Raw genomic sequence first — 25,191 nt, 5'->3', positions numbered from 1 at the left:
TTAACATTTTTTTAAGATCATGGCACTGGCACCTCCCCCTCCATTACAGATAGCGGCTAAGCCCAGGGTTCCATTTTCTTGTTTTAATACCGAAATTAATGTCACCAAAATACGTGCACCGGAACAGCCCAGTGGATGCCCCAAGGCCACAGCCCCACCATACACGTTAATTTTTGAAGAAGAGATCTCCAAAATCTTGGCGTTGGCGAGAGCGACTACCGAGAAGGCCTCATTGAATTCAAAATAATCAATATCGTCGATGGTCAGACCAGCTTTCTGCAGCACCTTCTGGGTGGCGATGGCTGGCGTGGTGGTAAACCATTCCGGAGACTGCTCGGCATCGGCATACGCAACGACTTCCGCCAAGGGTGTCAAGCCCAACTCTGCTACCTTTTCGCCGCTCATCAAGACCAAGGCTGCAGCACCATCGCTCAGTGTCGATGCGTTTGCTGCCGTAATGGTTCCGTCGGCCTTAAATGAAGGACGCAGTTGACCTACCTTATCGAAATTGATATTCTTATATTCTTCATCCTCTGAGAATTCCTCCACCCCTTTCCGTGTTTTCACTTCTACGGGAACCACCTCACCGGCAAACTTTCCACTTTCCCACGCAATCTTACTGCGCGTATACGATTGGATGGCATATTCATCCTGATCCTCACGGCTCAATTCGTACTTCTCAGCACACAGCTCACCGCAATTCCCCATCGCCTGATCGGAGTACACATCAGTCAAACCATCCTTCAGCAATCCATCCTCCAATTGCTGGTGACCAAATTTAGCACCCCAGCGTGCCGCAGAATCGTAGTAGGGAACTTGGCTCATACTTTCCATACCACCAGCAACAACCACTTTGGCATCACCCAAGAGGATTTGTTGCGCAGCAATAGATACGGCTTTCATACCACTGGCACATACTTTATTGATGGTTGTTGCCGGCACATGGTCTGGCAAACCTGCGAATTTGGAAGCCTGTCGAGCCGGAGCCTGACCTAAATTGGCCTGTAGGACCGACCCCATATACACTTCGTCCACTTCATAGTTGCCCAATTCTAGGGAATCTAATGCCCCCGAAATTGCCGCAGCACCTAATTTTGTTGCCGACACACTTGAAATTGCGCCACCGAAACTGCCCATAGCCGTCCGTTTGGCAGCTACGATGTATACTTTTTTATTATTGCTCATCTTTTTGTCTTACTGTACGTTGTTCAATTCTCTTTTCATAGTTCTCGCCTTGGAAGATCTTATTGATAAAGATCCCAGGCGTATGGATGTGGTTGGGATCTAGCTCCCCAGGCTCTACCAATTCCTCAACTTCCGCTATGGTGATCTTGCCACACATGGCTACAGCATGGTTGAAATTCTGTGCTGTCCCACGATAGACCAAATTACCGTCCCGATCACCTTTCCAGGCTTTGACCAAGGCGTAATCCGGTTCAAAAGCATATTCCATCAAGTATTCCTTTTCCACACCGTGGAAGGTAAAGGTGCGGCTTTCCTTGCCTTCGGCAACCTCTGTACCCACACCCGCGGGCGTATAGATCACGGGCATCCCGTAACCACCGGCCATTAAGCGTGTCGCCAAAGTTCCCTGAGGAATCAGTTCCACCTCCAGTTCGCCACTCAACATCTGCCGTTCAAACTCCGCATTCTCCCCAACATAGGAAGCAATCATTTTCTTGACCTGTTTATGCTGCAGCAACAGCCCCAAGCCGAAATCATCAACCCCGGCATTGTTGCTGATGCAGGTCAAATCCTTCACACCCTTTTCCAAAAGTGCGGCAATTAAATTTTCAGGAATGCCACAAAGACCAAACCCTCCTAAGGAAATGGTCATGCCATCCGCAATATCTTGAATGGCTTCTTTGGCATTGGACACCGATTTATCAATCATTTCTTTCCGTATTAAATCCTATAAAAGGTATATGAAATAAATAGTGTGTTTGTGTACTGTTTGCAGTCATGGATCCCCATGAAAACCAAATTATTTCCTTAAATCAGGAACAATCCTAGAATATTTTTTGGTGAAACAGTATCAAAACCTATCAGTTTATAATTTATTTAAATTTAAGGATTTTATATCAAACTGCTAATCTTGAATGATTTTTATGAGAATAAAAATTTTAACGGTTTCTTGTTCAATTCTTTATAGTAAACACCCCTATAAATTACCAATAGAACAAAAAGTAGTGCGATAATGGTGGAAGTCCTAAATTATAGTGTACGCAATGCAGAACTGCAAATGTTAAAGATTAATTAATAATTAATCTTTCATTTAGAAAATGATATCTTTTGCCAAATTCCAGAATGTTCTTTACAAATTCTAATAATTTTGCTAAACTTGGTTCTTTAAAGTGAAAAACACAAATCATTATGACGCGATTATTAGCTATTATTCTTTTCTTTTGGGTGTTAGTCCCAAGTGTATCTGGACAGACCCTTCAGCAAAAACTCATGACCTCCAGTTTGGACAGCCAGTTTGTTGTGTTGAATCTACAGTCACGATCTCAGGACAAAGATTTTAAGATAATTCGCAAAACAAACCTCGATATCATCCGCAAGAATGTCCGGGATTCCCTGAACACCTATAAAAAGCAAATCGCTACTTTACGTGGTGATGCATCATCTTCGGAAGGCAATATCTTAGGCTTGCAGGACTCCGTGAAATCACTGAGTGCTGCCCTATCTGCGGAACAGCAAAAGACCGATAGCATTTCCTTCCTGGGCATTCAGTTTTCCAAAAGCTCCTACCACACGATGGTATGGGTAATTATCATCGTATTGGCCGCTGCCCTATTCGGAATCCTTGCTGCTTTCCGAAAAGCGAAGGTTGACACAACAGAAAGCAAGAACACCGTGGATGAATTGCAGGAAGAGCTACAGACCCTCCGCAAGAAATCTATGGAAAGAGAACAACTGTTGAAACGCCAACTTTTGGATGAGCAATTAAAAAGAAATTCTTAAGCTTAGTACTTAATAAAATAAAACAGGGTTGACCATTGGAATGTGGTCAACCCTGTTTTATTTTAGCGCCCTCGGTTTAGGACTTTCCTGCCGTTTCCTTCAACTGAAATTCCTGATATCCACCTTTCGGACTGTCAACGATCAATTTCGCTGCATTCGGATTGCCCCTGACGATCCAACGGACCTGTACAGCGGACATGCCGTCTATGCTGTTTACCTCAATCTGTTCAGGTTTATATTTCTGCTCCCTAGTTTCGTTGAAGTCTTTATTGATCACCTGCATGCCGGTCACCACCTTGGCGCCTTCCAGGCGAATGTGGTTCGGGCGTTCGATACGGTGTTTCACATCGTGGTCGGAATGCGTCGGGATTATGCGGGTATTCCAAATGGTAGCATTGACCTCATATAAATTTCCGCCAAGAGGGGTAATGGAAGATTCCATGAGCTCAAGTTTAGGCAAATGGTATGCATGGTAAATGGTAAAAGCCGCATTGCGATGGGCATCTTCCATCAACAGGAATCCCGGGTGGTTCCGCGTATAATTCTTCTTAGCCCCACCGATCTCGATCTTGCCATATTGTGGATGGTCGAATTCTTTCCACGGCACGTAGGCATCCCCGAACATCAGCAACCTATCGAACTCATAGTATTCATCACTCTGACGCATGCCCCCTTCTGCTTTTTCATTGAACAGCTTATAGGTGGTCATCAGCTCATTTGAAAATGTAAAAATGCCACGGGTAAGAGCCAAGAAATCAATCTCACCCCCAAATACCGTATACAGGTCCTTGTGGATCACAATATAATTGTAACCCGGCAACATCTTTTCACCGGTTTTACCAAGTGCATCATACACCTGCACATCCTTCCGGGAATAAAAGCGTTCATCTTCCGCCGCACCAGGGCCGCGCAGGATCATACCTCCGTAATTGTGGTAGGATTGCGCACCGGCAATATTGGGATGCGCATAGATGAACTTCTTCACGGCCTGTGTTTCCGGAAGTGTACCTGGATAATACAGGGCTCCACCCTGCACATAATTGGGTTGCCAATTCCACCCCCAGTCACGATTCGGGTCGTAGGTGCCCGTAATATCTTCGTTGACCAAGCCATCCCCATCATTGTCAATCCCCTCGAAACCCAGCAGCTCATATTCGCCGACCTCACCGGGCTTCACCATAACCATCCGGTTCGGATTATCCGGATCAACCTTATACCGCCCGGTTTTGGACTTCCGACGCATCATGACAATCTCGCCATCTTTGTCCAGATCGTCATACAGATCCTCCGCAACCAATCCATCGCCATCGTTATCGAATGGTCGACGCCCGGTGCGCGAAGAATGCATCGTGTTGGGGTTATAGATAAAATATTCCCGTGAATCCGGGTTAATCGTCGGTGCAATATAGAACACCTTATCCTTCAGCAGCTCCTTGATAAAGGGTACTGCATTGTAGTTTTCCACAAGATACCAAGCGGTGTACATAGAGATTTCGGAACCCTGCAACTCATTGGCGTGGATATTCCCATCGATCCACATCGCTGGTTTCTGTTCTGCTTTTCCTTGGTTGAAATCCGTTACGGTAAGTACGAAAATATCCCGACCTTCGAAGCTCTTTCCTATGGATTCATATTTGATCAGGTTAGGATATGCTTTCTGCAGGTCGCGGTAAAATTGCTCCATCTGCTTGAGGTCATGGTAGCGACTCCAGTTCATCGGCACCTTTGGGTTCGAGGGGGAACCTACCGCTCGAAGGCCTGCTATTTCGCGGCTAACGTCATCTTTTTTATTCTGGGCTATGGCCGTACTTAGGCTGAATGCCAGCGCCATTGCAAGTATGCTCTGTGTAAATTTCATTTCTTCGGGGTTTATAGTTTTATATCCACTGTTTTCTCACCTGCCGTTGGGCATCCAACCGTCAGTTTCACTGTCCCTTTTCCTTTGACCAGCCACGATAACGATAGGGCATCTCCGGGCTGTAGGGCTGGATAAAGCTGCAGACGTTTCCCACTTAAGAAAGATTGGTTCTTCTGCATGTCGAGAATAGCTTTCATTTTGGAGACATGCTTGATCCGATCGGCAATTTCCGGATAGGTAGGCATGGCTCCCGTATTATACAGACGGATCTCGATCCGGTGGATATCATCCCCCAAAGCCGTTACCTTCGGTGTCGAGAACTCCAGGGTGGCCAACGATTTCGCCAGTTGCAGGACAAATTCCGTATGCAATTTCGCAGGACCTTCCAGATGGTCAATTGGCGGATTGTTGAGAAACGCAGAAACCACGCCTCCCACCTCAACTTCCTGTCCCGGGAAGTCCGGATGATCAATTTTGGTCCACGGCAATACGGCTCCTTGAACTCCTTTGTTATTCACCCAATTCACCAGACGGTCCAATTCCTTACCATTCGGCACCCGTTGTACATTTTTGCTGGTATCCGAATTTGCCGGAATCCACCAGCCTGGGGTAACAAAACTGAACTTACCCGCATGGTAGTAGGCGGTAGTGGAGAGGTTGCCTTTACCGGCAGGTAGTTTCGGCGCTTCACCTTGTGATTTTACCGCATCGTTATACAACTTGCTCACCATTGCTGCCACCTGTACATCGTTTTTAGACCATGACTTCACAATGCGTTCACTCGCTTTCCGCTGGTCAAATGGTTCTGCTACCGATAGGTTATTCTGCATACCAAGATGCAGCACTGCTGCCACTTGCGGTTGGTCGAATAGCAGATCCATAAAGGCGCGTGTCTCCGGTTCTGAGGCCGCATAGTCTCCGGTCTCTGATTCGAAAAATGGATAATCGAACGTAAAGTTCCGGTCAATGTTCACGCCAGCGGATGGATCTTCCCCATACTGCCCATCGTGGTCCGTATCCATACCTTCCATAAACAATTCATATTGGCCGCTTTCTCCCTTGCTCCTATCCGCTTGCACCAGCACACTCGGATGCAGGGGGTGTACCTTGTACTGTCCTGCAGGAGACTTCACCCGCATCTGACTGATGACACCATCCTTGTTCAGATCCACATCGGGATCCTCATCCAGGCGGCCATCCCGGTCGTTGTCAATCGCACGACCATTCCCCGCATGCCAGCGACCACTATTTATATTCCGCTTATAGGCGTCCGGATTCAGGACGGGAATGACCCAAATCGACTTCTCCGATAATAAGGACTCCAGTTCGCCCTGTGGCTTCCCTACGATTTCCTGTACTATTCTTAAGGATTGCAACACGCCAGCAGGGTGTCGCCCATCAACTCCGGCAACGATCAGTAGCGTCGGCCGGCTCAGCTTATCCTTCTGAATTTTCAGCATGGGAATTTCCTCCCCGCCATAACTTTTACCGATGGACGCCATTTCGACAGACGAATGGGAAGAAAGTGTATTGAACTGCTTTTTTAAAGCATCATAACTGGGATAGTTCCATTGTGCTTGCGCAAAAAATGGCATACTGCATGAGATCAGCAGCAGCATTACATATTTCATATACTTAGGCTTTTAGTTCTTTACAAATTAACCAATTATTTAACAGAAACAAGTTTCTATGAATATTTTCGAAATTTATTTTTAATTCAATCAAGAGAACTATTCATGACGTTTAAAAAGAATTAAAATTAAATATTTGATAATTTTATTTTTATTTAAACTAATTCTAAATACATTTGTATCGATAACATTAATAATTAACACCAATTATTAATTAAAATAAAATTAAAAGCAAATCAAAACTAATTAATTGAATTATTTTAATCCCAACACAATTACGCAAGACAACACCCTAAACAATTAATCAATTTACTATTAACAATAAAATTTATCAAAAAAAACAACTAAATTCAAAAACTTATGAATCAAAATTTAAACTTTTTATTTCTTTTTCTTTTATTGTTGACAACTTCTTGCAAAAAAGAATTTTCACAAATCAGTAAGGACACATCACCAAGATACATTGGCCAAGATGAATTTAAAGAGCTTGGTTATGGGTACGACATATTAGAGGAAATTGGATCTCCCAAAGCTGTACGTGGAAAAATATTGAGAATTGAAGATTTGCATGAAGCTAATCATAAAACAATTGAATTTAAACCTTTGGATTATCAAGATGGATATTTGCTTTCTGGAGAAACGTCATCAGCTTATAAAAAACTTTTAAGTAACGATCTTAATATATATGCTAAGACAATCTTTAAAATTGCAGAGGCAACTTTAACCGCAGGTTTTAAAAAAAATACACGTGATTCAAATTACTATTCGTATGCTACCTTCGACAAATTGATATTAAAAAATAAAATTTCTTTTGTAGGAGATATGAGAATGCTTAAATCATATATAGAACCCAATTTTGTTCGCGATTGCGAGACCTTAGCTCCCGCCGAATTAGTAAATACTTATGGAACTCATGTAGTGTTAAATTTTATGAATGGAGCAAAGTTACATTTTGCATATAGATCACGTGCAAATCACTCCAATAAAAATCAAACTGTAAAAGCAGGTTTAAAAGCAACAATTACTACATTATTTGCAGGAACAACATTCAATTATGATGGATCTTATACGAAAGAAGAATCATCAAGCAATTCAGAAGCTGAATTATATTATAAAACATATGGTGGAGATCCTACAAAAAGCCTTGAAGAATCAATATCCCTCTCGAATCCTAAAACAACAAAAATTAATACTTCTAATTGGCAAAGTTCAGTAACTAATAATAATTCGCAAATAGTAAAAATTAACAAGAACGGTTTAATCCCAATATATGAATTTATTGAGGATCATGAAAAAAGAGCGAAGGTCAAAGATTATATTCTTTACTCTTATTTAAAGATTTTTAAAACCGACACAAATTTGGAGTTATTTTCAACCGGCGATATTTTAGGAGCAGGGCACACATTAGATGATATTGAAAGTGCCATAATGATATTTCCAGATAGACCACGCATTATTAAAGGAAGTATAAATACATATAATCAAACTTCCAATGAAAGAATGAATACAATATTACGTGAAGTTAATAGCTCAAACTCAATTCAACTATTCAACAAACGAATATCAACATTTAGATATTTTACATTTGGAAGTATGCATGGATTGTCAAATTTTTCGTCTACTCCCATCCTAAATGCTTTAAGTGATATTGATAAAATTGAAATTAATAATTCTGCTTATGATGAATCACATTACAAAGTGGAAAGAAAATTGGATTTGATAAAATTTCAAAACAAAATTTATGTTAGATTTTATGAAAAACCTCAAGATAAACCCGAAACAACTACTATTTATCCAATATATGATGAAAAAGCAATAAGTTTTTACAATTTTAACAAAAACAGAATTAACCAAGTTAAGAGCATTTCAGGATACATCGTTGGGCCCTATTTCTAATATATCCCACCATCTAAGAGAGAAAAACGATTACTTTCTTAGATGGTATAAGAAATCATTATTTCTATATGTCGTAACATTCTGTGCTTCTGCTACAACAGTTTCAGCTCAATATTTACAAAAAGAGAGCACCTCGTATCAGAATTTTAGCAAAATTATCCAAAATGAAAATTTAAAATGGTCTATTGCAGGCAATGAAAATGGCCTTAGTCCTAATATATTATCAGAATTAAGTTGGAAAAACGTTTATTCAGGATCAAAGTATGCTTTAGGGTTAAAACTCAAAGATATTTCCTACGAATTCTCATATTCCGAGTTAATTTCATATAAAGGCACAGCGCTTGACCAAGATTTTAAATCAGATAATAAAACGGATATCATTTATTCAAAAGAGCTTTTTAGTTCTGGTAGCAAAAAATCAGATTTAACTTTCGAAGTTTCTCATAAAAATTTTATGAGAAACTTTTACATTGGCATAACTAAGGTAAATAGTACTAATCTATTGTTTCACAAAAATTCAGAACTGATTTCAAGCTATCATTTTAAAAAAAATGGTATTATTATCTCCTTCAAGGATATAGTTAGCTTAAATAACCTTGAATTTAGCACAGTCTTTTCTATTTCACCAAATAAATATTTTGCTCAAGCTCAATGGGCAGAAAGAACTAATTTGAACCAGAACCCTAGCTTTATTCATAAATCTTTTGGTTTGGATTTCAAATCTTCTATGAGCATCCATTATTTAATATTTCCATCTGTTCATACAGGAATTAAAACAGAAACATATATGTCTAAAGGATTTAAGGGAGTTGATTATCTTTTTTATAAAAATGGAAACATTGCCAAAACTCAATTTAATGGATCACAAAACAAATACTTCAATTTTGGTCTTAGTGTCCTATTTAAGATTTAAATATTCTTTATCCACGTTCCTCTCGACGATCTTGCGCAGATTTATCTTCGGCCGTTCCTGACTTCCAATACGAGAACGCATAGAAATCCTTGGCTCCCCAACCTAGCTCTTCCTTAAAGTATTGTCTCAGATCTCTGACCGTACTGTATTCGGCAGCAATGTAGGCGAAGTATTTCTTATCGGGATCGATGGCGCATGCCCTAGCGGTCTCCGCGAGTGCACTCCCTTTCTCCGGATGCGGATTGACCAACCAAGTAACCTCGAATCCGGGATGCTGAACCTCGGGATGTTTATCTTCAGGTGTAGCGACTTCGACAATGCACCGCCCTGAAGCATCCTCAGGAAGGGATTCCAGGATACAGCACAACACAGGGATGGCGGTAGAATCCGCGATCAATAGGTAGTGGTCAGCCTCACCAACGTGTACCGTCGGTCGGATTTTCATGGCGACACCCAATTGATCATCCAGCACGGCATTCCTGGCCCAGGCCGAAGCCGGACCATTATCCCCATGGTTGACAAAATCTATGGTAATCTCCTTGGTCTCCGGGTCAATTGCCCGGTGAGTATAGGTACGGACGATGGGTTTGATCGCATCATCAGGCATCACCCATTCTCCCTTTTCGGGATCAAAGGTCGAAAACTGAACCTCTCGAGTTCCACTGGGCGGAATAAAAATCTTATTGTTTGCCCCTGGCGTACATTGATCGAATTCAATGTCCTCATCCGATTTTAACTTGATCCGGATATAGTGCGGCGTTATGTTTTCTTTCGCCGTTACCTTAAAAACGTATTTTGAAATCTTCGGTTTTTCCATTTCCTTACTGAATTAAGTTGACAATATCATCCACCATCATGTTGACGGATGTTAATCCACCTCCCGAAATAAACCAGACATTCGGGTTCAGGTAGAAGGTTTTTCCTTGCTTATAGGCATTGGTCTGTTTGATCAATTTATTTTCGACATCTTCTTTGCTGGAAACCTTACCCAGCACCGCCGCATTGCGATCAACAATAAAGAGATAGTCTGGATTAGACTCTGCAATGAGCTCATTGGATACGCGCTGCCCGTGCACGGACTCATCCTGTAGATCCAATACCGGTTTTATCCCCAGAACATCGTGAATAAAACCAAAGCGGGAGCCTTGTCCAAACGCGGAGAACTTCCCATTGTTGAAAATCAGGAATAGCGCTTTATTGGGATCTTGGCTATACTTTGCTTGCGCTTGCTTGATTTTTGTTTCCAATGCGTTTAATTGCTCCTGTGCATCGTTCTGTTTTTCGAAGATTCGACCGATCAATTGCACATTCTTTTCAAAGGAGGGCAAGTAATTCTTGTTGTCCGTGCCAATAAATACCGCTGGTGCGATTTCCTGGAGTTCTTCGTAAAACCGCTCCTGCCGCGTGGACAGAAGGATCAATTGCGGTTTCAATGCCGCGATGGCTTCGAAGTCAGGCTCAATAACGGACCCGACATCCGCGATATTGGGATCATCCAGCAAATCCTTCAGATACGCTGGCACAAATTTCTTGGGAATCCCAATGGGCTTTACACCCAGTGCATCCATGGTTTCCAAGGCACCAATATCCAGTACAACCACACGTTCGGGATTTTTCACCAATACGGTATTTCCCAGTTTATGGGAAACCTGCAGGGTATCCTGGCCTGCTGTTTTTCCAGCCTGCTTATCTGAGGACTGACAGGAGAGCAACAGTTGTAAACCCATAACCAGCACAAATAAAGAAGAGCTGGTCTTTAAAAATTTTTTAATCATATTATAAATTGAAGTAATTACATATTTTTTTACCATTCCTTTCGATGATATCAAATTCGATAGCAAAGATCGATTGGAGATTTTCCGCACTGATCACGTCATTGACAGGAGCATCAAATTCGATATAGCCATCTTTGAGCGCGATGATGTGATCGGAATATTGTGCAGCAAAGTTTATTTCATGAATAACGATGACTACGGTCTTCCCCTTTTCATCCACCAACCGGCGCAGTGTTTTCATCACATGGACAGCATGCTTCATATCGAGATTGTTGAGGGGCTCATCAAGGAGGATATATTCGGTATCCTGGGCAATAATCATGGCGATAAAAGCCCGTTGCCGCTGTCCCCCACTAAGCTCATCGATATAGGCATCCCGAAGGTCCATTAAATCGGAAAACTGCAATGCCTCATCCACCTTTTCCCAATCATGGGCAGACAACCGCCCTTTGCTGTGAGGAAAGCGACCAAAGGAAACGAGATCCCGAACGGTCAACTTCAGATCAAGGTGATTGGATTGTTTCAAAATGGAAAGCTTCTTGGCCAGCTCGGCACCACGGTATTCGTTCAAGGGCTTATCGAAGAAACTGACTTCGCCTCCATCCTGCTTGATCAACCGACTTAAAATGGACAACAGCGTACTCTTGCCGGCACCATTGGGACCGATGAGCGAGGTAATCTGCCGATTGGGAATGCTCCCCGACAGGACCTTCAAAACCTCGGCCTTGCCATAACGCTTCTGGATGCCTTGATAGACTAACTGATTTTTTTCCGTGTTAACCATAATAAATACATGAAATAAACTCCGCCGATAAAATTAATAATGATACTGACGGTCGTTGAAAAACTCAGGACATGTTCGACCAGGAATTGTCCGAACACCAAACAGATGCAGGCAATCAAACTGCATACAGGCAACATAATACTGTGTTTACGTGTTGGTAATAGTTCGTAGGTTAGGTTGCAGACCAAAATACCCAAGAAGGTAATCGGCCCCACCAAAGCCGTAGATACGGAAACCAACAGGGAAATCACCAACAAAAAGCGCTGCACCACCTGATTGTAGGACAGCCCCAAATTCACGGCATGGTCGCGCCCAAGTGCAAGAACGTCGAGCTTCCGCAAATGGAAACTGGTAAATGCAAGAGCGACAACAAGCGTGGCGGCGGCAATGCCCAATAGTTTGGTGTTCATCTTGGAGAAGCTGACGAACATAAAATTCTGTACAATGGAGAATTCATTTGGATCGATCATAACCTGCATAAACTGGCTTATGGTCAGAAATAGCGTCCCAAGGACCATACCTGTCAGCAACAAGAAGTACATTCCGCGCTTTCTTTTTCCGAACAGGAGAAAGTAGAGCACCAAAGAGAAACCCAACATCAGCACGATCGCATAGAAGAAGTTTTCCTGCTGCCCGATGACCTGGAAAGCCTTATCGCCGTAGACAAAAACTATAAATGTTTGAAAGAGAATGAAAATAGCTTCATATCCCATTATGGAAGGCGTAAGAATCCGATTATTTGTAATCGTTTGGAAAATAATGGATGAGTACGCCACACTGATGCCAACCAGGACCATACTTGCCAAACGCATGGTCCGTTTATTTAAGGCATATCGGTTATCCAGGTCGATATCCACGAATAGGAAACCTAAAGTTACCGCCAGCAGGATCAATCCAAGGAGGGCTATTTTAAGGGATGTCTTCATGCCTGCTTTTTAAGGATTAACAACAAGAACAACAAACCACCTATGATACCCACAGTCATGCTTGCCTTCCGGGTTGACATCAAGGGTCAACTTGCCTGAGAAATGTTCCGCAAACCAGGTATAGAAGCGGTCCATGTCCAACCGCATGTTGTTCTTGGCATCCATCATTCGGAATCGCCGCTCCCTATCGCCAATGTAGAAATAGAATTCCTGCTCTTTTCTGTCGACACCCATCCCTAGTTTTTCCGCCGCATAGCGGTACAGGTTTTCTTCATCCATCCAGATGGAAGGTGAAAAAATGGCCGCGGTGCCAAAAACCTGGGGATACGCCAAGCCGGCATAAAGGGTCAATAAACCACCTAGGGAGCTCCCCAACATAGCGGTATGTCGTACGCCTGCGAGCGTTCTATATTTAAGGTCAACATGGGGTTTCAGGGTATGCACAATATCATGCAGGTATTTCCATCCTTTCGGATCCGGCGTACCCTTTCCGCTATTGACCAGGTATTCCTGTTGCCGAATTTCGTAATCGGTTGCATGATCGATCGCCACTACAATAACCGATGAACCCGAACTATCTATGGTTTCATCAACTTTCCACTCGACGGGACCTGAACGGCCTAACGATGTCGCCTCATCAAAGAGATGCTGTCCATCATGCATATACAGTACAGGATACCTTTGTTCCGATCCGACATAATCCTCGGGAAGATAGATACTCACCTTCCGGAACACATCCAGTTCAGGGAAAAAGAAATGCTCATCAAGTACATGTACCTGTGGACTCGCGGTGGAAGCAGGATAGAGATCCCGCCAGTTCTCAATGGTCAGCGTTACTTCCGTATCCTTTTGAATCTTGAAAATCTGCGGATCTTCCAGTTTTCCATCTTGGTCTGCTGTCAGGGTTCTATAATCGCCTCTACTGAGCTTAAGTTCCAAGTCTCCCGCTTCGACGGCTGGCAGCAGAAAGTGCATGCGCTCCCCTACCGCAGGAATCTCTCCAATGGGTAAATGCCGCGCAGACCAATTATTAAAGGTACCCACGAGGTACAATGGGGCGCCAATAAAATTTTCATTCGTATTAAGCACATTTACGATTACTTGATAAACTTTTTTACTCATGGATAAATGTTTGTGACTTTTACTCCATTTGGATGGCCACTAATTTAGATAGATTCTAAATAAATATCAAATATTATTTATAATAAGTCTAATTAAACCTATATTTGTAACCATTCAACATTAAAAATGAGGGTTATTAGCACACATGAGACTACTATTTCCATTGATCCTATTCTTATTTTCTTCATTTTGGGCTTTCCCCCAGCAATTCCGTAAAATCACGGTTGAAATCGTTAAAAACGGTACTGAAAGCCCTATTTCCGGAGCCAGCGTGCAAATCGGGAACAATGCAGGGCAAACAGGAGAAGGTGGAGTAGCCGTTTTTTCCGATGTACCATCTGGGAAATACATCATACAGGTCAGTTCTTTGGGTTATGTCCCCTACACGGACACCCTTTTGGTCAGCAGTACGGAAAATTTAACGCTGACTATTCCCCTTATTGAATCGGCAGAAAAAATCGAAGGAATCCAGGTGACCGGAGACAACCAAAGCCAAAAAATTAAGCAGGCCCCTATCCGATCGGTTTATATCGATACGCGTGCAATCGCTACGCAGGCCACCTCACTCACGGACCTCATGAACAGAAGTACAGGAATCCGTATCCGGCAGAATGGCGGCTTGGGCAGTCGCCCGGAGGTTTCAGTCAATGGTTTTCAGGGAAAAGCCATTAAATATTTCAAGGATGGCATCCCGCTTGACTATTTAGGTGAAGGGTATAACCTATCTGCCCTTCCGGTGGAAATGCTGAACCATGTCGAAGTGTACAAAGGGGTACTCCCTGTCTCCTTGGGTGCTGATGCCTTAGGCGGAGCCGTCAACCTGGTGACAAACAAGCAGATGGGAAGCAAGGTCAATGCCTATTATGAAATCGGTTCCTTCCAAACCCATCGTGCAGGTGTTCTGGCTTCGCAATCAAGCGCAGACCAGCGCTGGTTTTATGGTCTGGAAGCATTCTTCAATTATGCAGCAAATGATTATAAGGCGCTAGTGGAAGTGGTGAACCCAGACACGAAGAACAAAGAACCCATGCGGTTACCGATGTTCCACAATGCCTACAACCATATCATGGGAGAAGCATTTGCTGGTGTGAGAAATAGACGTTGGGCAGATGAACTGCGCTTTGGATTATCGGGTTTCAACCTGAAAAAAGAACAACAGCACCCCGCCCTGATGACAGATGCCTTTGGGTCGCTGCACAGCAAGCAATCCACTCTGGCACCTTCGGTGCGCTACAAGAAGAATATACTTGACAATCGACTACGAATAGATCAATTTACGACCTTCAACATCCTTAAAACAGCACGTATCGACACCCTACATGGATCCTACGACTGGTTTGGCGAATTCACACCCGGAACGCAGGTAGGTGAAAGCAGATTACCTTCGCAATCGGCTATCGACGAGCGGCAATGGGTAACCCGAACAAATGTCAGTTACCTCTTGAAGCCCGATAGCAAGCTGGAACTGAACCATGTGTTCACTTCCGCCAAACGTTCCGGAGAAGATCCATTGGGACCCAGATTGCAGGGTACCGATATCGATATTCTATCCTTATCATCGACTTACCAAAAACATGTATTCGGTCTTTCCTATGAGCAAGGCCTTCTCGATGATCGGCTCCAGAACCACCTCATGGCCAAATACTACCGATACCGAGCATCCGGATACCAGAACACCTGGTTTTCGACCCCCATAACTGATAACGACAGACGGGATATATCCGGCGATTATTGGGGTTTTACCGAAGCCCTGAAATACCAAATATCAACCAGCACCTTTGCCAGGGCATCCGTTGAATACACCTACCGCCTACCGGAGCGGGAAGAACTTTTCGGCAACAACATCTTTATCGTTCCGAATTTTGAACTCGATCCGGAACAGAGCCTAAACCTGAACCTGGGGGTTCAGTCCCAACCGAACGAATCTTTAACCCTAGAGGCCAATTCGTTCTTCAGAAACACAAAAGGATTGATCTTGTTGGTGCCTATCCAGGCACCTAATGCTCAATATCAAAACCAGGAAAACGTGCGTGGTTACGGTGTGGATGTGGACATCAATTATCGATTGACCGAGCAGTACACCCTAAACGGGAATGCAACCTGGCAAGATTTACGCCTGTACGGCATTACGAATGCACTGGATACCTGGAAAAACAAGGCCCGATTGCGCAATACACCCTATTTCTTCGCAAACCTTGGCGCATCTGCTAAATATAGCGGGGTATTTCAGGACGGAGATGAGCTGAAGGTCTTAGCACATTACAATTACATGCGGGAATTCTATCTGGAAACAATTCCTCGGGAGGCCGAACCTGGTGGATTTCTGGGGCTTTCCGGAAGTGCGGACATGAATACCAATTTAATTATTCCGGACCAGCACCTGTTCAATGCCGGATTGACCTATGCTTTCCCTCAGCAGAAAATGCATCTCGGCGCCGAGGTCAGGAATATCCTGAACAAGGACATATACGATTATTACCGCGTGCAGCGACCAGGGAGAAGTTTCCACCTGAAATTGAGTTACAGATTTTATTAAAGAATACAGCATACTAAATGAAACGATTATGATAGTGAACAGATTAAGATTAGCTTTAGCCATGGTTCTTACCGCTGGCCTTTTTGCGGGTTGTGGTGATGACACCCCCACACCTACACTACCCAATCCCGAAGCAAAAGAAAAGTACGTGCTGATTACGATGAGCGAAAACAACCTAACGAAACCAGGTTATGCGGTGGCATTCGATGAGCTACCATCCGGCAATATTGTGAGCAATGGAGCCAACAGTACCCAAGGAATGGGCTTTGGTGGCTGGAGACCAGTAGGCAACCAACTTTTAAAAATGTTCAGTACCAATGCCAATGAATTGGGCATCGAACAGCTTGTGGTGGATGCTTCCGGAAAAATAACCCCTGGAAAGTTTATTTCCGCGGATAATAAGACCAATGGCTCCGGTAATTTTGTCATCGTGGATCAAACTAAGGGATTTTACTGGGATGGCGCTGCTCCTTTGAAAATCCAGACATTCAACCCATCAACGATGGCCCGCACGGGGGATTTGGACTTCTCCGCCGTCGTGAATGAAAGAGGAAAAGACGTTCCTGAAATCCTTTACCGCTCTATCGGACAGAAATTCCTTGCCGTGAAGAACGGTAAATTATTTGCAAATATTACCTACGCCAAGACCAATGGCCCTCAAAAGGGATTTTTCGACGATTATTTTCCCGATGTGTATATTGCTGTGATTGATATAGCCACAGGCAAACATGAAAAAACCATAACGATTGAAGATACCGGCTCCATTGCCTATATCAACGACAACAATATGTATGACTTCGACAGCAATGGAGACCTGTATATCGTTACACAGGGTCGTTCTCCGGTTGGCGGGAAGTCAAAAATCGTCCGCATCAAGGCTGCGGAAACAACGATTGACAAAACTTGGTCCTTAAATATGGATGATATCCAGCAAGGGGGTAAGTTTGTTTCGGTTTTTGCGAAGGACGGCAAGCTCATTACGGTAATTCCCAACACGGCATTAACCGGAGGCCCAACAGGAAACATCAACTTTGAAGATGTATGGGAATTCCACCAAATCGATGTCGCTTCCAAGAAGCGCACGAAGATCACCGGCATTCCTGCGGTTACAAATCCCGGTGCGGCATTCTGTGCCATTGAGATCGATGGCAGAACCCTGTTGCGGGTGAATACAAAAAGCGGCAGTGAAAACGGGTATTTTGAGCTGACGGGAACCGCGGCGAAGCCTTTATTTAAGGTGACGGCAGGTGGATCTGTATCTGGATTACACAAAATAACCTTGCCTTAATTAAGGTGTCGCATGGACTAATCCAAGACCGAATTAAATAAGGGAAATGGGATATTGCATGGATTATGAAAAAAATAAAAATTAATATGCATATCCCTTTTGGTTTTAATAAGATAAAACTTATTTTTGCATTCCAAAATACAGTGCGTAAAACAAGCTGTATATAAATTGATTAATAAATTTTAGTCCCTATAATATGCCCAATATTGGTAAAATAGCGCAGATTATCGGCCCAGTGGTTGACGTCAACTTTGCCGACAATGAAAATCTTCCTAAGATTTATGATGCATTGTACATTGAAAAAGACAATGGACAACGCATTATATTAGAGGTTCAACAGCACTTAGGTGAGGAACGTGTTCGTACGATTGCAATGGATGCTACAGAAGGATTAGTTCGTGGCATGAAAGTAGTTGATACCGGCGCTCCTATCAAAATGCCGATTGGCGAAGAAATCAAAGGTCGTGTATTCAACGTTGTTGGTGACCCAATTGACGGTATTCAAGCACTAAACAAAGAAAACGGTCGTCCTATCCACAACGTACCTCCTAAATTCGAGGATCTTTCCACAGAAACAGAGGTATTGTTCACGGGTATCAAGGTTATCGACTTGTTGGAGCCTTATGCTAAAGGTGGTAAGATTGGATTGTTCGGTGGTGCCGGTGTAGGTAAGACCGTATTGATCCAGGAATTGATCAACAATATCGCAAAAGGACACGGTGGTCTTTCGGTATTTGCTGGTGTTGGCGAGCGTACTCGTGAAGGAAATGACTTGCTTCGTGAGATGTTGGAATCCGGCATTATCAAATATGGCGATCACTTCATGGAAGAAATGGAAAAAGGACAATGGCCTTTGGATACAGTAGATTTGGAATTGATGAAAGAATCCAAATGTACATTCGTGTTCGGTCAGATGAACGAGCCTCCAGGTGCACGTGCGCGTGTTGCTTTGTCGGGATTAACGATTGCGGAATACTTCCGTGATGGTGACGGCGAAGGACAAGGTCGTGATATCCTTTTCTTCATCGATAACATCTTCCGTTTCACACAGGCAGGTTCTGAGGTATCCGCGTTATTAGGCCGTATGCCTTCAGCGGTAGGTTACCAACCAACACTTGCTACGGAGATGGGTTTGATGCAAGAGCGTATTACTTCCACTAAAAACGGATCCATTACTTCCGTACAAGCGGTTTACGTTCCTGCCGATGACTTAACTGACCCTGCTCCAGCGACAACGTTCGCTCACTTGGATGCAACAACAGTATTGTCACGTAAGATCTCTGAGCTAGGTATCTACCCTGCGGTGGATCCATTGGATTCCACTTCACGTATCCTTTCTCCAGTAGTATTAGGTGATGAGCACTACAATACAGCACAACGCGTAAAAGAAATCCTTCAACGTTATAAGGAACTTCAGGATATCATTGCTATCTTAGGTATGGATGAGCTTTCTGAAGAAGATAAATTAACAGTACACCGCGCACGTCGTGTACAACGTTTCTTATCACAGCCATTCCACGTTGCAGAGCAATTTACAGGTTTGAAAGGCTGTCTAGTAGACATCAAAGATACCATCAAAGGATTCAACATGATCATCGACGGTGAAGTTGATGAATACCCTGAAGCATCCTTCAACTTGGTAGGTAACATCGATGATGCCATCGAAAAAGGTAAAAAACTATTAGCAGAAGCAGTCTAACGATAGACTTTAGACATAAGATTTGAGATAGGAGACATGTGCATCTGCAGATGTCTCCTATTTAAAACAAAATATCGCATAGCTCAAATCTCATATCACATATCTCAGCAAAATGAAATTAACAATCATAACTCCAGACAAATTAGCATTTGAAGGCCCAGTAACTGCTGTTACTGTACCGGGTTCCGCAGGATCATTCCAGATCTTGAAGGATCACGCTGCTATTGTGTCTACGCTAGAAGACGGAAAGGTCATTATTAAAAATAATAATGATGAACAAGTCATTATTATTAAAGGTGGCGTCGTTGAAGTCAAGGAAAATAATATCATCGTTTTAGCGGAAGGAATAGCAGAAGCTTAGATAGATAAAAAAAGATAGCATAGCCCTTAGAACTTCAAAGTTTTAAGGGCTATTTTTTTGGGGCATATTTTATCAACTTTTCCGGCACGGAAGGTCATTTCAGGAAGAATTTCGGCGAGTTTCCGAAATCCATTGAAAAAACAAAAATATACCAATTTTAATTTGAGTCTACCTGCTGTAAAATTTAAATAGGAAAATTAGCCAGTTAAACAAAATAATATTTTTTAATAAACCATGATTCGAAATAAAAAACTTTCTTAAAATAAATTGTATGGCTATTGTAAAGAATTTTATTTCGAGCTAACTTAACAAAACCATTGGATGCACTCCGTTGAGGCATCCCCTATGGAGGAAAAACAGAGGTCATAAAACACAGGTATTATGCAGTATTACAATCAGGACACACTAATCTATCTGAACGCCGAGTTTGTGAAGGCGAGCAATGCGGGCGTTGATATGTTCGGCCAATCCTTACACTATGGTTATGGTGCCTTTGAAGGCTTACGTGCATACAGCACCCATAATGGCACGCGGATCTTTAAGGCAGAGGAACACTTCGAGCGGTTGAAGCGCTCCTGCAAGGCCATCGGCTTGCCCTACACCTGGGACAACCGCGAGCTTATTGAAAAATCCTATGAACTTCTGGAGATGAACAATCTCCGTTCGGCCTATATCCGGCCATTGATCTATTCCGGATCCAACATGCACCTGACGGCGTCCGATACAGCGAACATCATGATCGCCGCTTGGGAATGGGGACCTTACTTAGGTCAGCACCTACTAAAGGTAAACATCTCCCGCATCGAGCGTCCCAACCCGAAGTCCTTCCCTATCGATGCGAAGGTTTCCGGGCAGTACATCAACTCCATCTTGGCCACATCCGATGCCATCAAGAAAGGCTTTGATGAAGCCTTGCTCCTTGATCAGGATGGATTTGTGGCACAGGCTTCCAGTGAGAACCTGTTCATTGAGAAAGACTTTAAGATCTACACGCCACCATTGGGAAATATCTTCCCAGGGATCACACGCGAAACCGTTATCGAGATCTGTAAAAACCTGGGTTTTGAGATCATCGAGAAACGTATTTCCGTCAAGGACATCTACGAGGCCGATAGTGCCTTCTTGAGCGGCACCGCAGCGGGAATTATCGGTATAAAACAAATTGACGATGTGGTATTCCCAGAAACATGGGAAGATAGCATCGGCGCATCTATCCAAAGAAAATATAAAAATTTAGTATTAGAGCAAGAGAACTATGAAGTCATCATCTGATAACCAAGGGGGAATCAACAAGTACAGTCGCATCTTCACACAGGATGAGACACAGCCGGCTGCCAAGGCCATGTTGTACGGCATCGGTCTGACCGATGCAGACATGGAGAAGGCACAGGTGGGCATCGCGAGCATGGGCTATGACGGGAACACCTGCAATATGCACCTGAATGACCTGGCAGCACAGGTTAAAAAAGGGATTTGGAACAGCGATCTGGTCGGGTTGACTTTTGGTACCATCGGGGTGAGCGACGGGATGAGCAACGGTACGGATGGCATGCGCTACTCGTTGGTATCGCGCGATGTCATTGCCGATAGCATTGAAACCATCTGCGGCGGTCAGTATTACGATGGCGTGGTTGCCATCCCAGGCTGCGACAAGAATATGCCGGGTGCGATCATGGCCATGGGACGCCTGAACCGTCCCGCGATTATGGTGTATGGCGGTACCATTGCACCTGGACATTATAAAGGTGAGGAATTGAACATCGTCTCCGCATTTGAGGCGTTGGGTAAAAAGATTGCCGGCACCATCTCAGACGAGGATTATGACGGCGTTATCCGCCATACCTGTCCCGGAGCGGGCGCTTGCGGCGGGATGTACACGGCCAATACCATGGCTTCAGCGATCGAAGCAATGGGCATGAGCTTGCCGTACTCATCATCCAACCCAGCCGTTTCCGAAGAAAAGAAAAACGAATGCCTAGAGGTCGGAAAATACATCCGTATCCTTCTGGAAAAAGATATCAAGCCATCGGACATCATGACGCGCAAGGCTTTTGAAAATGCCATGCGTATCATTGTTATTCTCGGTGGTTCAACCAATGCCGTATTGCACTTTATCGCCATGGGCCACTCCGTAGGCGTAGAGGTCACTCCGGATGACTTCCAGCGCATGTCGGATGAAACTCCAGTGTTGGCAGACTTCAAGCCTTCGGGCAAGTTCCTGATGCAGGATCTACACCAATATGGCGGTATCCCTGCGGTCATGAAATACCTATTGGATGAAGGACTATTGCATGGCGACTGCTTAACCGTAACAGGAAAGACGGTTGCGGAGAACTTGGCCGATGTAAAATCCATTATTGAATACGACCAAAAGATCGTCCATAAACTGGATGACCCGATCAAGGCGACAGGTCATTTGCAGATCCTTTACGGAAATTTGGCGGAGCAAGGCTCCGTAGCGAAGATCTCCGGCAAGGAAGGGGAGAAATTCACCGGTCCGGCACGTGTCTTCGATGGCGAACATGACCTGGTCAAAGGTCTGGAAACCGGCCGCATTAAATCCGGCGATGTTGTCGTGATCAAAAATGAAGGTCCTAAAGGGGCTCCGGGGATGCCTGAAATGCTAAAACCAACCTCTTTGATCATCGGTGCAGGCTTGGGTTCTTCCGTAGCGCTCATCACCGATGGCCGCTTTTCCGGGGGCACACATGGCTTCGTAGTCGGGCACATCACACCGGAAGCTTATGCCGGCGGACTGATCGGGTTGGTACAGGATGATGACATTATTGAGATCGATGCCGTCAACAACAGCATTAACCTGAAAGTCGCAGACGAAGAAATCGAGAAGCGCCGTGCCGCTTGGATGCAACCGGCATTGAAGGTAAGCAAAGGGGTGCTGTACAAATATGCCAAAACAGTGGCCAATGCGTCGCAGGGCTGCGTAACGGATTTATAAGAAAGAAAGCACAGCTGCAGCAAGGCAAGCTGCGCAAACCAACAACAGATAAAGAATAACAGGAACGGTAACAGCGGCATTGCTCCGCATAGCGTTCCTCCATTTAAATAACGACGAAAATGACACTTGAAACAACGGAAGCAAAGGACGCCAGAGCAACAGCTGCATTAACGCAGAAGAGCGGATCGCAAGCTGTTATGGAAGCCTTAATCCACGAGGGCGTGGATACGGTATTCGGGTATCCGGGTGGGGCGATTATGCCAATTTATGATGCCTTGTATGACTATACAGACAAGCTGCAACATATTCTGGTCCGTCACGAACAAGGTGGAATTCATGCTGCGCAAGGATACGCACGTACATCAGGACGTGTGGGTGTGGCTTTTGCAACAAGCGGTCCTGGAGCCACCAACCTGGTGACAGGTTTGGCCGATGCGATGATCGATAGCAATCCGATTGTCTGCATTACCGGGCAGGTATTTGCCTCCCTATTGGGAACCGACGCCTTCCAAGAGACCGACGTCGTCAATATTACAACGCCGGTAACCAAATGGAACTACCAGGTAACCGATGCGAATGAAATCCCAAGTGTCCTGGCCAAGGCATTCTATATTGCCAAAACGGGAAGACCGGGGCCGGTTTTGATCGATATCACCAAAAATGCACAGCTGCAGTTGTTCGATTATATGGGCTATGAGCCGTGTAAGCATATCCGCAGTTACCGCCCTGCGCCTATCGTACGTAAAGAATACGTGGAGGAGGCAGCCAAGGCTATCAACGCAGCGAAAAAACCATTCGTTCTCTTCGGTCAGGGAATTATCCTAGGCAAGGCGGAGCAGGAATTGAAGACCTTCCTCGAAAAGACGGGCATTCCCGCGGCCTCTACCGTTATGGGTTTGAGCGCATTGGAAACAGACCATCCGCTGCATGTCGGCATGTTGGGGATGCACGGGAATTACGCCCCGAATGTCATGACCAATGAATGTGATGTGCTCATTGCGATCGGGATGCGCTTCGATGACCGTGTCACCGGCCGATTGGACAAATATGCAAAACAGGCTCAGGTCATCCATTTGGATATCGACCCGGCCGAGATCGATAAGAACGTAAAAGCACATGTACCGGTTTGGGGAGACTGTAAAGAAACTTTGCCCCTACTGACCTCACTTGTCAATCAGACGGACCATGCCGAATGGTTGGCGCAATTCCGTGAATTGGAAAAAGAAGAGATCAAAGAAGTTATCCAGGATGAGTTGAACCCGACAGGCGATGTCATGACCATGGGTGAGGTCATCAAGGTCTTGAACGAACTGACCGGTGGTGATGCCGTAGTGGTAACGGATGTGGGCCAGCATCAAATGGTCACGTGCCGTTATGCTAAATTCAACAGCTCCAAATCGAACGTTACTTCAGGAGGCTTGGGAACCATGGGCTTCGGTTTACCGGCAGCCATCGGTGCATGGTACGGTGCTCCGGAACGCGATGTGGTTGCCATTATCGGTGATGGCGGGATTCAGATGACCATCCAGGAGTTGGGTACCATCATGCAATTCGGTGCTAAGGTGAAGATCCTGATCCTGAACAATGAGTTCTTGGGTATGGTGCGCCAGTGGCAGCAACTGTTCCACGACAGAAGATACTCCTTCGTGAATATCACCAGCCCCGATTTCGTCGCTGTGGCCAAAGGATATTACATTGATGGAAATAAGGTCACCGAACGTGAAAAATTAAAGGATGCCCTGAAAACAATGCTCGACCATGATGGCGCCTACTTATTGGAGGTCATGGTGGGTAAAGAGAACAATGTGTTCCCAATGGTTGCCCAGGGAACGAGTGTGTCAGAAATTAGATTGAAGTAATCATGGAAAAACAAGAATATACCATAACCATCTATACAGAGAATTCCATCGGGATGATCGGCCGTATATCCGGCATCTTCTCCAGACGGAAGATCAACATCGAGAGCTTGAACACTTCCCCTTCCGAAGTGGAAGGCATCCACCGTTTCACGATCCTGATCACCGAATCGGAAGAAGTGGTGCGTAAATTATGTCGGCAGATCGAAAAGCAAGTGGAGGTTTTGAAAGCTTATTTCAACACCAACGATGAGCTGATCTGGCAAGAGCAGGCCCTGTACAAGGTTCCGGCAGAAGCCATCGCGGAGAAAGTGTTGGTCGAACGCCTATTGCGTCAGTATGGCGCAAATGTCGTGGTTATCCGAAACGACTACATCGTCTTTGAAACAGCGGGACATCGCGAAGAGATCGATCGCCTAACGGAAGAATTGGGTAAATACAGCCTGATCGAGTTCGTGCGTGGCGCACGCATCGCCATCATCAAGGATAGCGCTGGTTTCCACACCAAGTTAAAGCAATTCGAGATCAACGAGCCGGCACCGGATATCGTGGAAAATGAATTCCTGGATCAACGGGACGATGTATTTACCATGTAATTCATTTTATAAACAGCAATAACATACATC

20 protein-coding genes are annotated in these 25,191 nt (G+C 44.4%); 11 read left to right on the top strand and 9 right to left on the bottom strand.

What is annotated here, in order from left to right; all coding sequences use genetic code 11:
* Together G6N79_RS06515 and G6N79_RS06510 are read right to left on the bottom strand one after the other, a co-directional pair.
* Positions 1-1,185 (bottom strand): acetyl-CoA C-acyltransferase, encoded by a 1,185-nt coding sequence (locus G6N79_RS06515; RefSeq protein ID WP_103906869.1) that lies wholly within the window; start codon positions 1,183-1,185, stop codon positions 1-3.
* On the bottom strand, positions 1,175-1,894 hold the full coding sequence (locus G6N79_RS06510) for a CoA transferase subunit A (RefSeq protein WP_103906868.1): 720 nt from the start codon (positions 1,892-1,894) through the stop codon (positions 1,175-1,177). The genes G6N79_RS06515 and G6N79_RS06510 overlap by 11 nt, the downstream gene beginning before the upstream one ends.
* A gap of 479 nt (positions 1,895-2,373) precedes the next feature.
* On the opposite strand from G6N79_RS06510, the gene G6N79_RS06505 reads away from it, so the two are divergent.
* Positions 2,374-2,964, top strand: a complete 591-nt coding sequence (locus G6N79_RS06505) for a hypothetical protein (protein WP_146060640.1) — start codon at positions 2,374-2,376, stop codon at positions 2,962-2,964.
* A 76-nt stretch (positions 2,965-3,040) separates the two neighbouring features.
* Here the strand turns inward: G6N79_RS06505 and G6N79_RS06500 are convergent, their stop codons facing one another.
* Together G6N79_RS06500 and G6N79_RS06495 are read right to left on the bottom strand one after the other, a co-directional pair.
* On the bottom strand, positions 3,041-4,822 hold the full coding sequence (locus G6N79_RS06500; RefSeq protein ID WP_103906866.1) for a M14 family metallopeptidase: 1,782 nt from the start codon (positions 4,820-4,822) through the stop codon (positions 3,041-3,043).
* Positions 4,823-4,833: 11 nt separating this feature from the next.
* The gene (locus G6N79_RS06495; RefSeq protein ID WP_103906865.1) at positions 4,834-6,453 is read right to left on the bottom strand and encodes a M14 family zinc carboxypeptidase; all 1,620 of its coding nucleotides are present in this window, start codon (positions 6,451-6,453) and stop codon (positions 4,834-4,836) included.
* Positions 6,454-6,813: 360 nt separating this feature from the next.
* Between G6N79_RS06495 and G6N79_RS06490 the strand changes: the two genes are divergently transcribed.
* Complete coding sequence (locus tag G6N79_RS06490) at positions 6,814-8,349, top strand: MAC/perforin domain-containing protein (protein WP_103906864.1); 1,536 nt, start codon at positions 6,814-6,816, stop codon at positions 8,347-8,349.
* Positions 8,333-9,262 (top strand): hypothetical protein, encoded by a 930-nt coding sequence (locus tag G6N79_RS06485; protein WP_103906863.1) that lies wholly within the window; start codon positions 8,333-8,335, stop codon positions 9,260-9,262. Before G6N79_RS06490 ends, G6N79_RS06485 begins: the two co-directional genes overlap by 17 nt.
* Positions 9,263-9,269: 7 nt before the next feature.
* Here the strand turns inward: G6N79_RS06485 and G6N79_RS06480 are convergent, their stop codons facing one another.
* Genes G6N79_RS06480 through G6N79_RS06460 form a run of 5 tightly spaced genes read right to left on the bottom strand, consistent with a single transcriptional unit; the run spans position 9,270 to position 13,869 of the window.
* Positions 9,270-10,079: a siderophore-interacting protein gene (locus G6N79_RS06480; protein ID WP_103906862.1), complete on the bottom strand. Its 810-nt coding sequence runs from the start codon at positions 10,077-10,079 to the stop codon at positions 9,270-9,272.
* Between the two features lie 4 nt (positions 10,080-10,083).
* Complete coding sequence (locus G6N79_RS06475) at positions 10,084-11,037, bottom strand: siderophore ABC transporter substrate-binding protein (RefSeq protein WP_160003759.1); 954 nt, start codon at positions 11,035-11,037, stop codon at positions 10,084-10,086.
* Between the two features lies 1 nt (position 11,038).
* Positions 11,039-11,821, bottom strand: coding sequence for an iron ABC transporter ATP-binding protein (locus G6N79_RS06470; RefSeq protein WP_103906860.1), 783 nt, complete (start codon positions 11,819-11,821; stop codon positions 11,039-11,041).
* Positions 11,794-12,747, bottom strand: coding sequence for an iron chelate uptake ABC transporter family permease subunit (locus tag G6N79_RS06465; protein ID WP_103906859.1), 954 nt, complete (start codon positions 12,745-12,747; stop codon positions 11,794-11,796). The genes G6N79_RS06470 and G6N79_RS06465 overlap by 28 nt, the downstream gene beginning before the upstream one ends.
* A 9-nt stretch (positions 12,748-12,756) precedes the next feature.
* The gene (locus G6N79_RS06460; protein ID WP_103906858.1) at positions 12,757-13,869 is read right to left on the bottom strand and encodes an alpha/beta hydrolase; all 1,113 of its coding nucleotides are present in this window, start codon (positions 13,867-13,869) and stop codon (positions 12,757-12,759) included.
* 145 nt (positions 13,870-14,014) lie between these two features.
* On the opposite strand from G6N79_RS06460, the gene G6N79_RS06455 reads away from it, so the two are divergent.
* From G6N79_RS06455 to ilvN, 8 genes are all read left to right on the top strand, one after another.
* On the top strand, positions 14,015-16,405 hold the full coding sequence (locus G6N79_RS06455) for a TonB-dependent receptor plug domain-containing protein (RefSeq protein ID WP_103906857.1): 2,391 nt from the start codon (positions 14,015-14,017) through the stop codon (positions 16,403-16,405).
* A gap of 28 nt (positions 16,406-16,433) precedes the next feature.
* Positions 16,434-17,693 (top strand): hypothetical protein, encoded by a 1,260-nt coding sequence (locus G6N79_RS06450; RefSeq protein WP_146060639.1) that lies wholly within the window; start codon positions 16,434-16,436, stop codon positions 17,691-17,693.
* A gap of 196 nt (positions 17,694-17,889) precedes the next feature.
* On the top strand, positions 17,890-19,392 hold the full coding sequence (gene atpD, locus G6N79_RS06445; protein WP_103906855.1) for a F0F1 ATP synthase subunit beta: 1,503 nt from the start codon (positions 17,890-17,892) through the stop codon (positions 19,390-19,392).
* 112 nt (positions 19,393-19,504) lie between these two features.
* On the top strand, positions 19,505-19,753 hold the full coding sequence (atpC, locus tag G6N79_RS06440) for an ATP synthase F1 subunit epsilon (RefSeq protein WP_103906854.1): 249 nt from the start codon (positions 19,505-19,507) through the stop codon (positions 19,751-19,753).
* A gap of 381 nt (positions 19,754-20,134) precedes the next feature.
* The gene (locus G6N79_RS06435) at positions 20,135-21,025 is read left to right on the top strand and encodes a branched-chain amino acid transaminase (protein WP_103906853.1); all 891 of its coding nucleotides are present in this window, start codon (positions 20,135-20,137) and stop codon (positions 21,023-21,025) included.
* Entirely contained in the window at positions 21,009-22,709 is a 1,701-nt protein-coding gene (gene ilvD, locus G6N79_RS06430) for a dihydroxy-acid dehydratase (RefSeq protein WP_103906852.1), read from the top strand. Before G6N79_RS06435 ends, ilvD begins: the two co-directional genes overlap by 17 nt.
* A gap of 119 nt (positions 22,710-22,828) precedes the next feature.
* Positions 22,829-24,568 carry a biosynthetic-type acetolactate synthase large subunit gene (gene ilvB / locus G6N79_RS06425; protein ID WP_103906851.1) on the top strand — a complete coding sequence of 580 codons (1,740 nt, stop codon included), beginning with the start codon at positions 22,829-22,831 and terminating at the stop codon, positions 24,566-24,568.
* A 2-nt stretch (positions 24,569-24,570) separates the two neighbouring features.
* Positions 24,571-25,161 (top strand): acetolactate synthase small subunit, encoded by a 591-nt coding sequence (gene ilvN, locus G6N79_RS06420; protein WP_103906850.1) that lies wholly within the window; start codon positions 24,571-24,573, stop codon positions 25,159-25,161.
* Positions 25,162-25,191 lie beyond the last annotated feature (30 nt).

Source organism: Sphingobacterium lactis, assembly GCF_011046555.1.
GTDB classification, from domain to species: domain Bacteria; phylum Bacteroidota; class Bacteroidia; order Sphingobacteriales; family Sphingobacteriaceae; genus Sphingobacterium; species Sphingobacterium lactis.
This window is presented reverse-complemented; position numbering and strand designations above follow the sequence as displayed.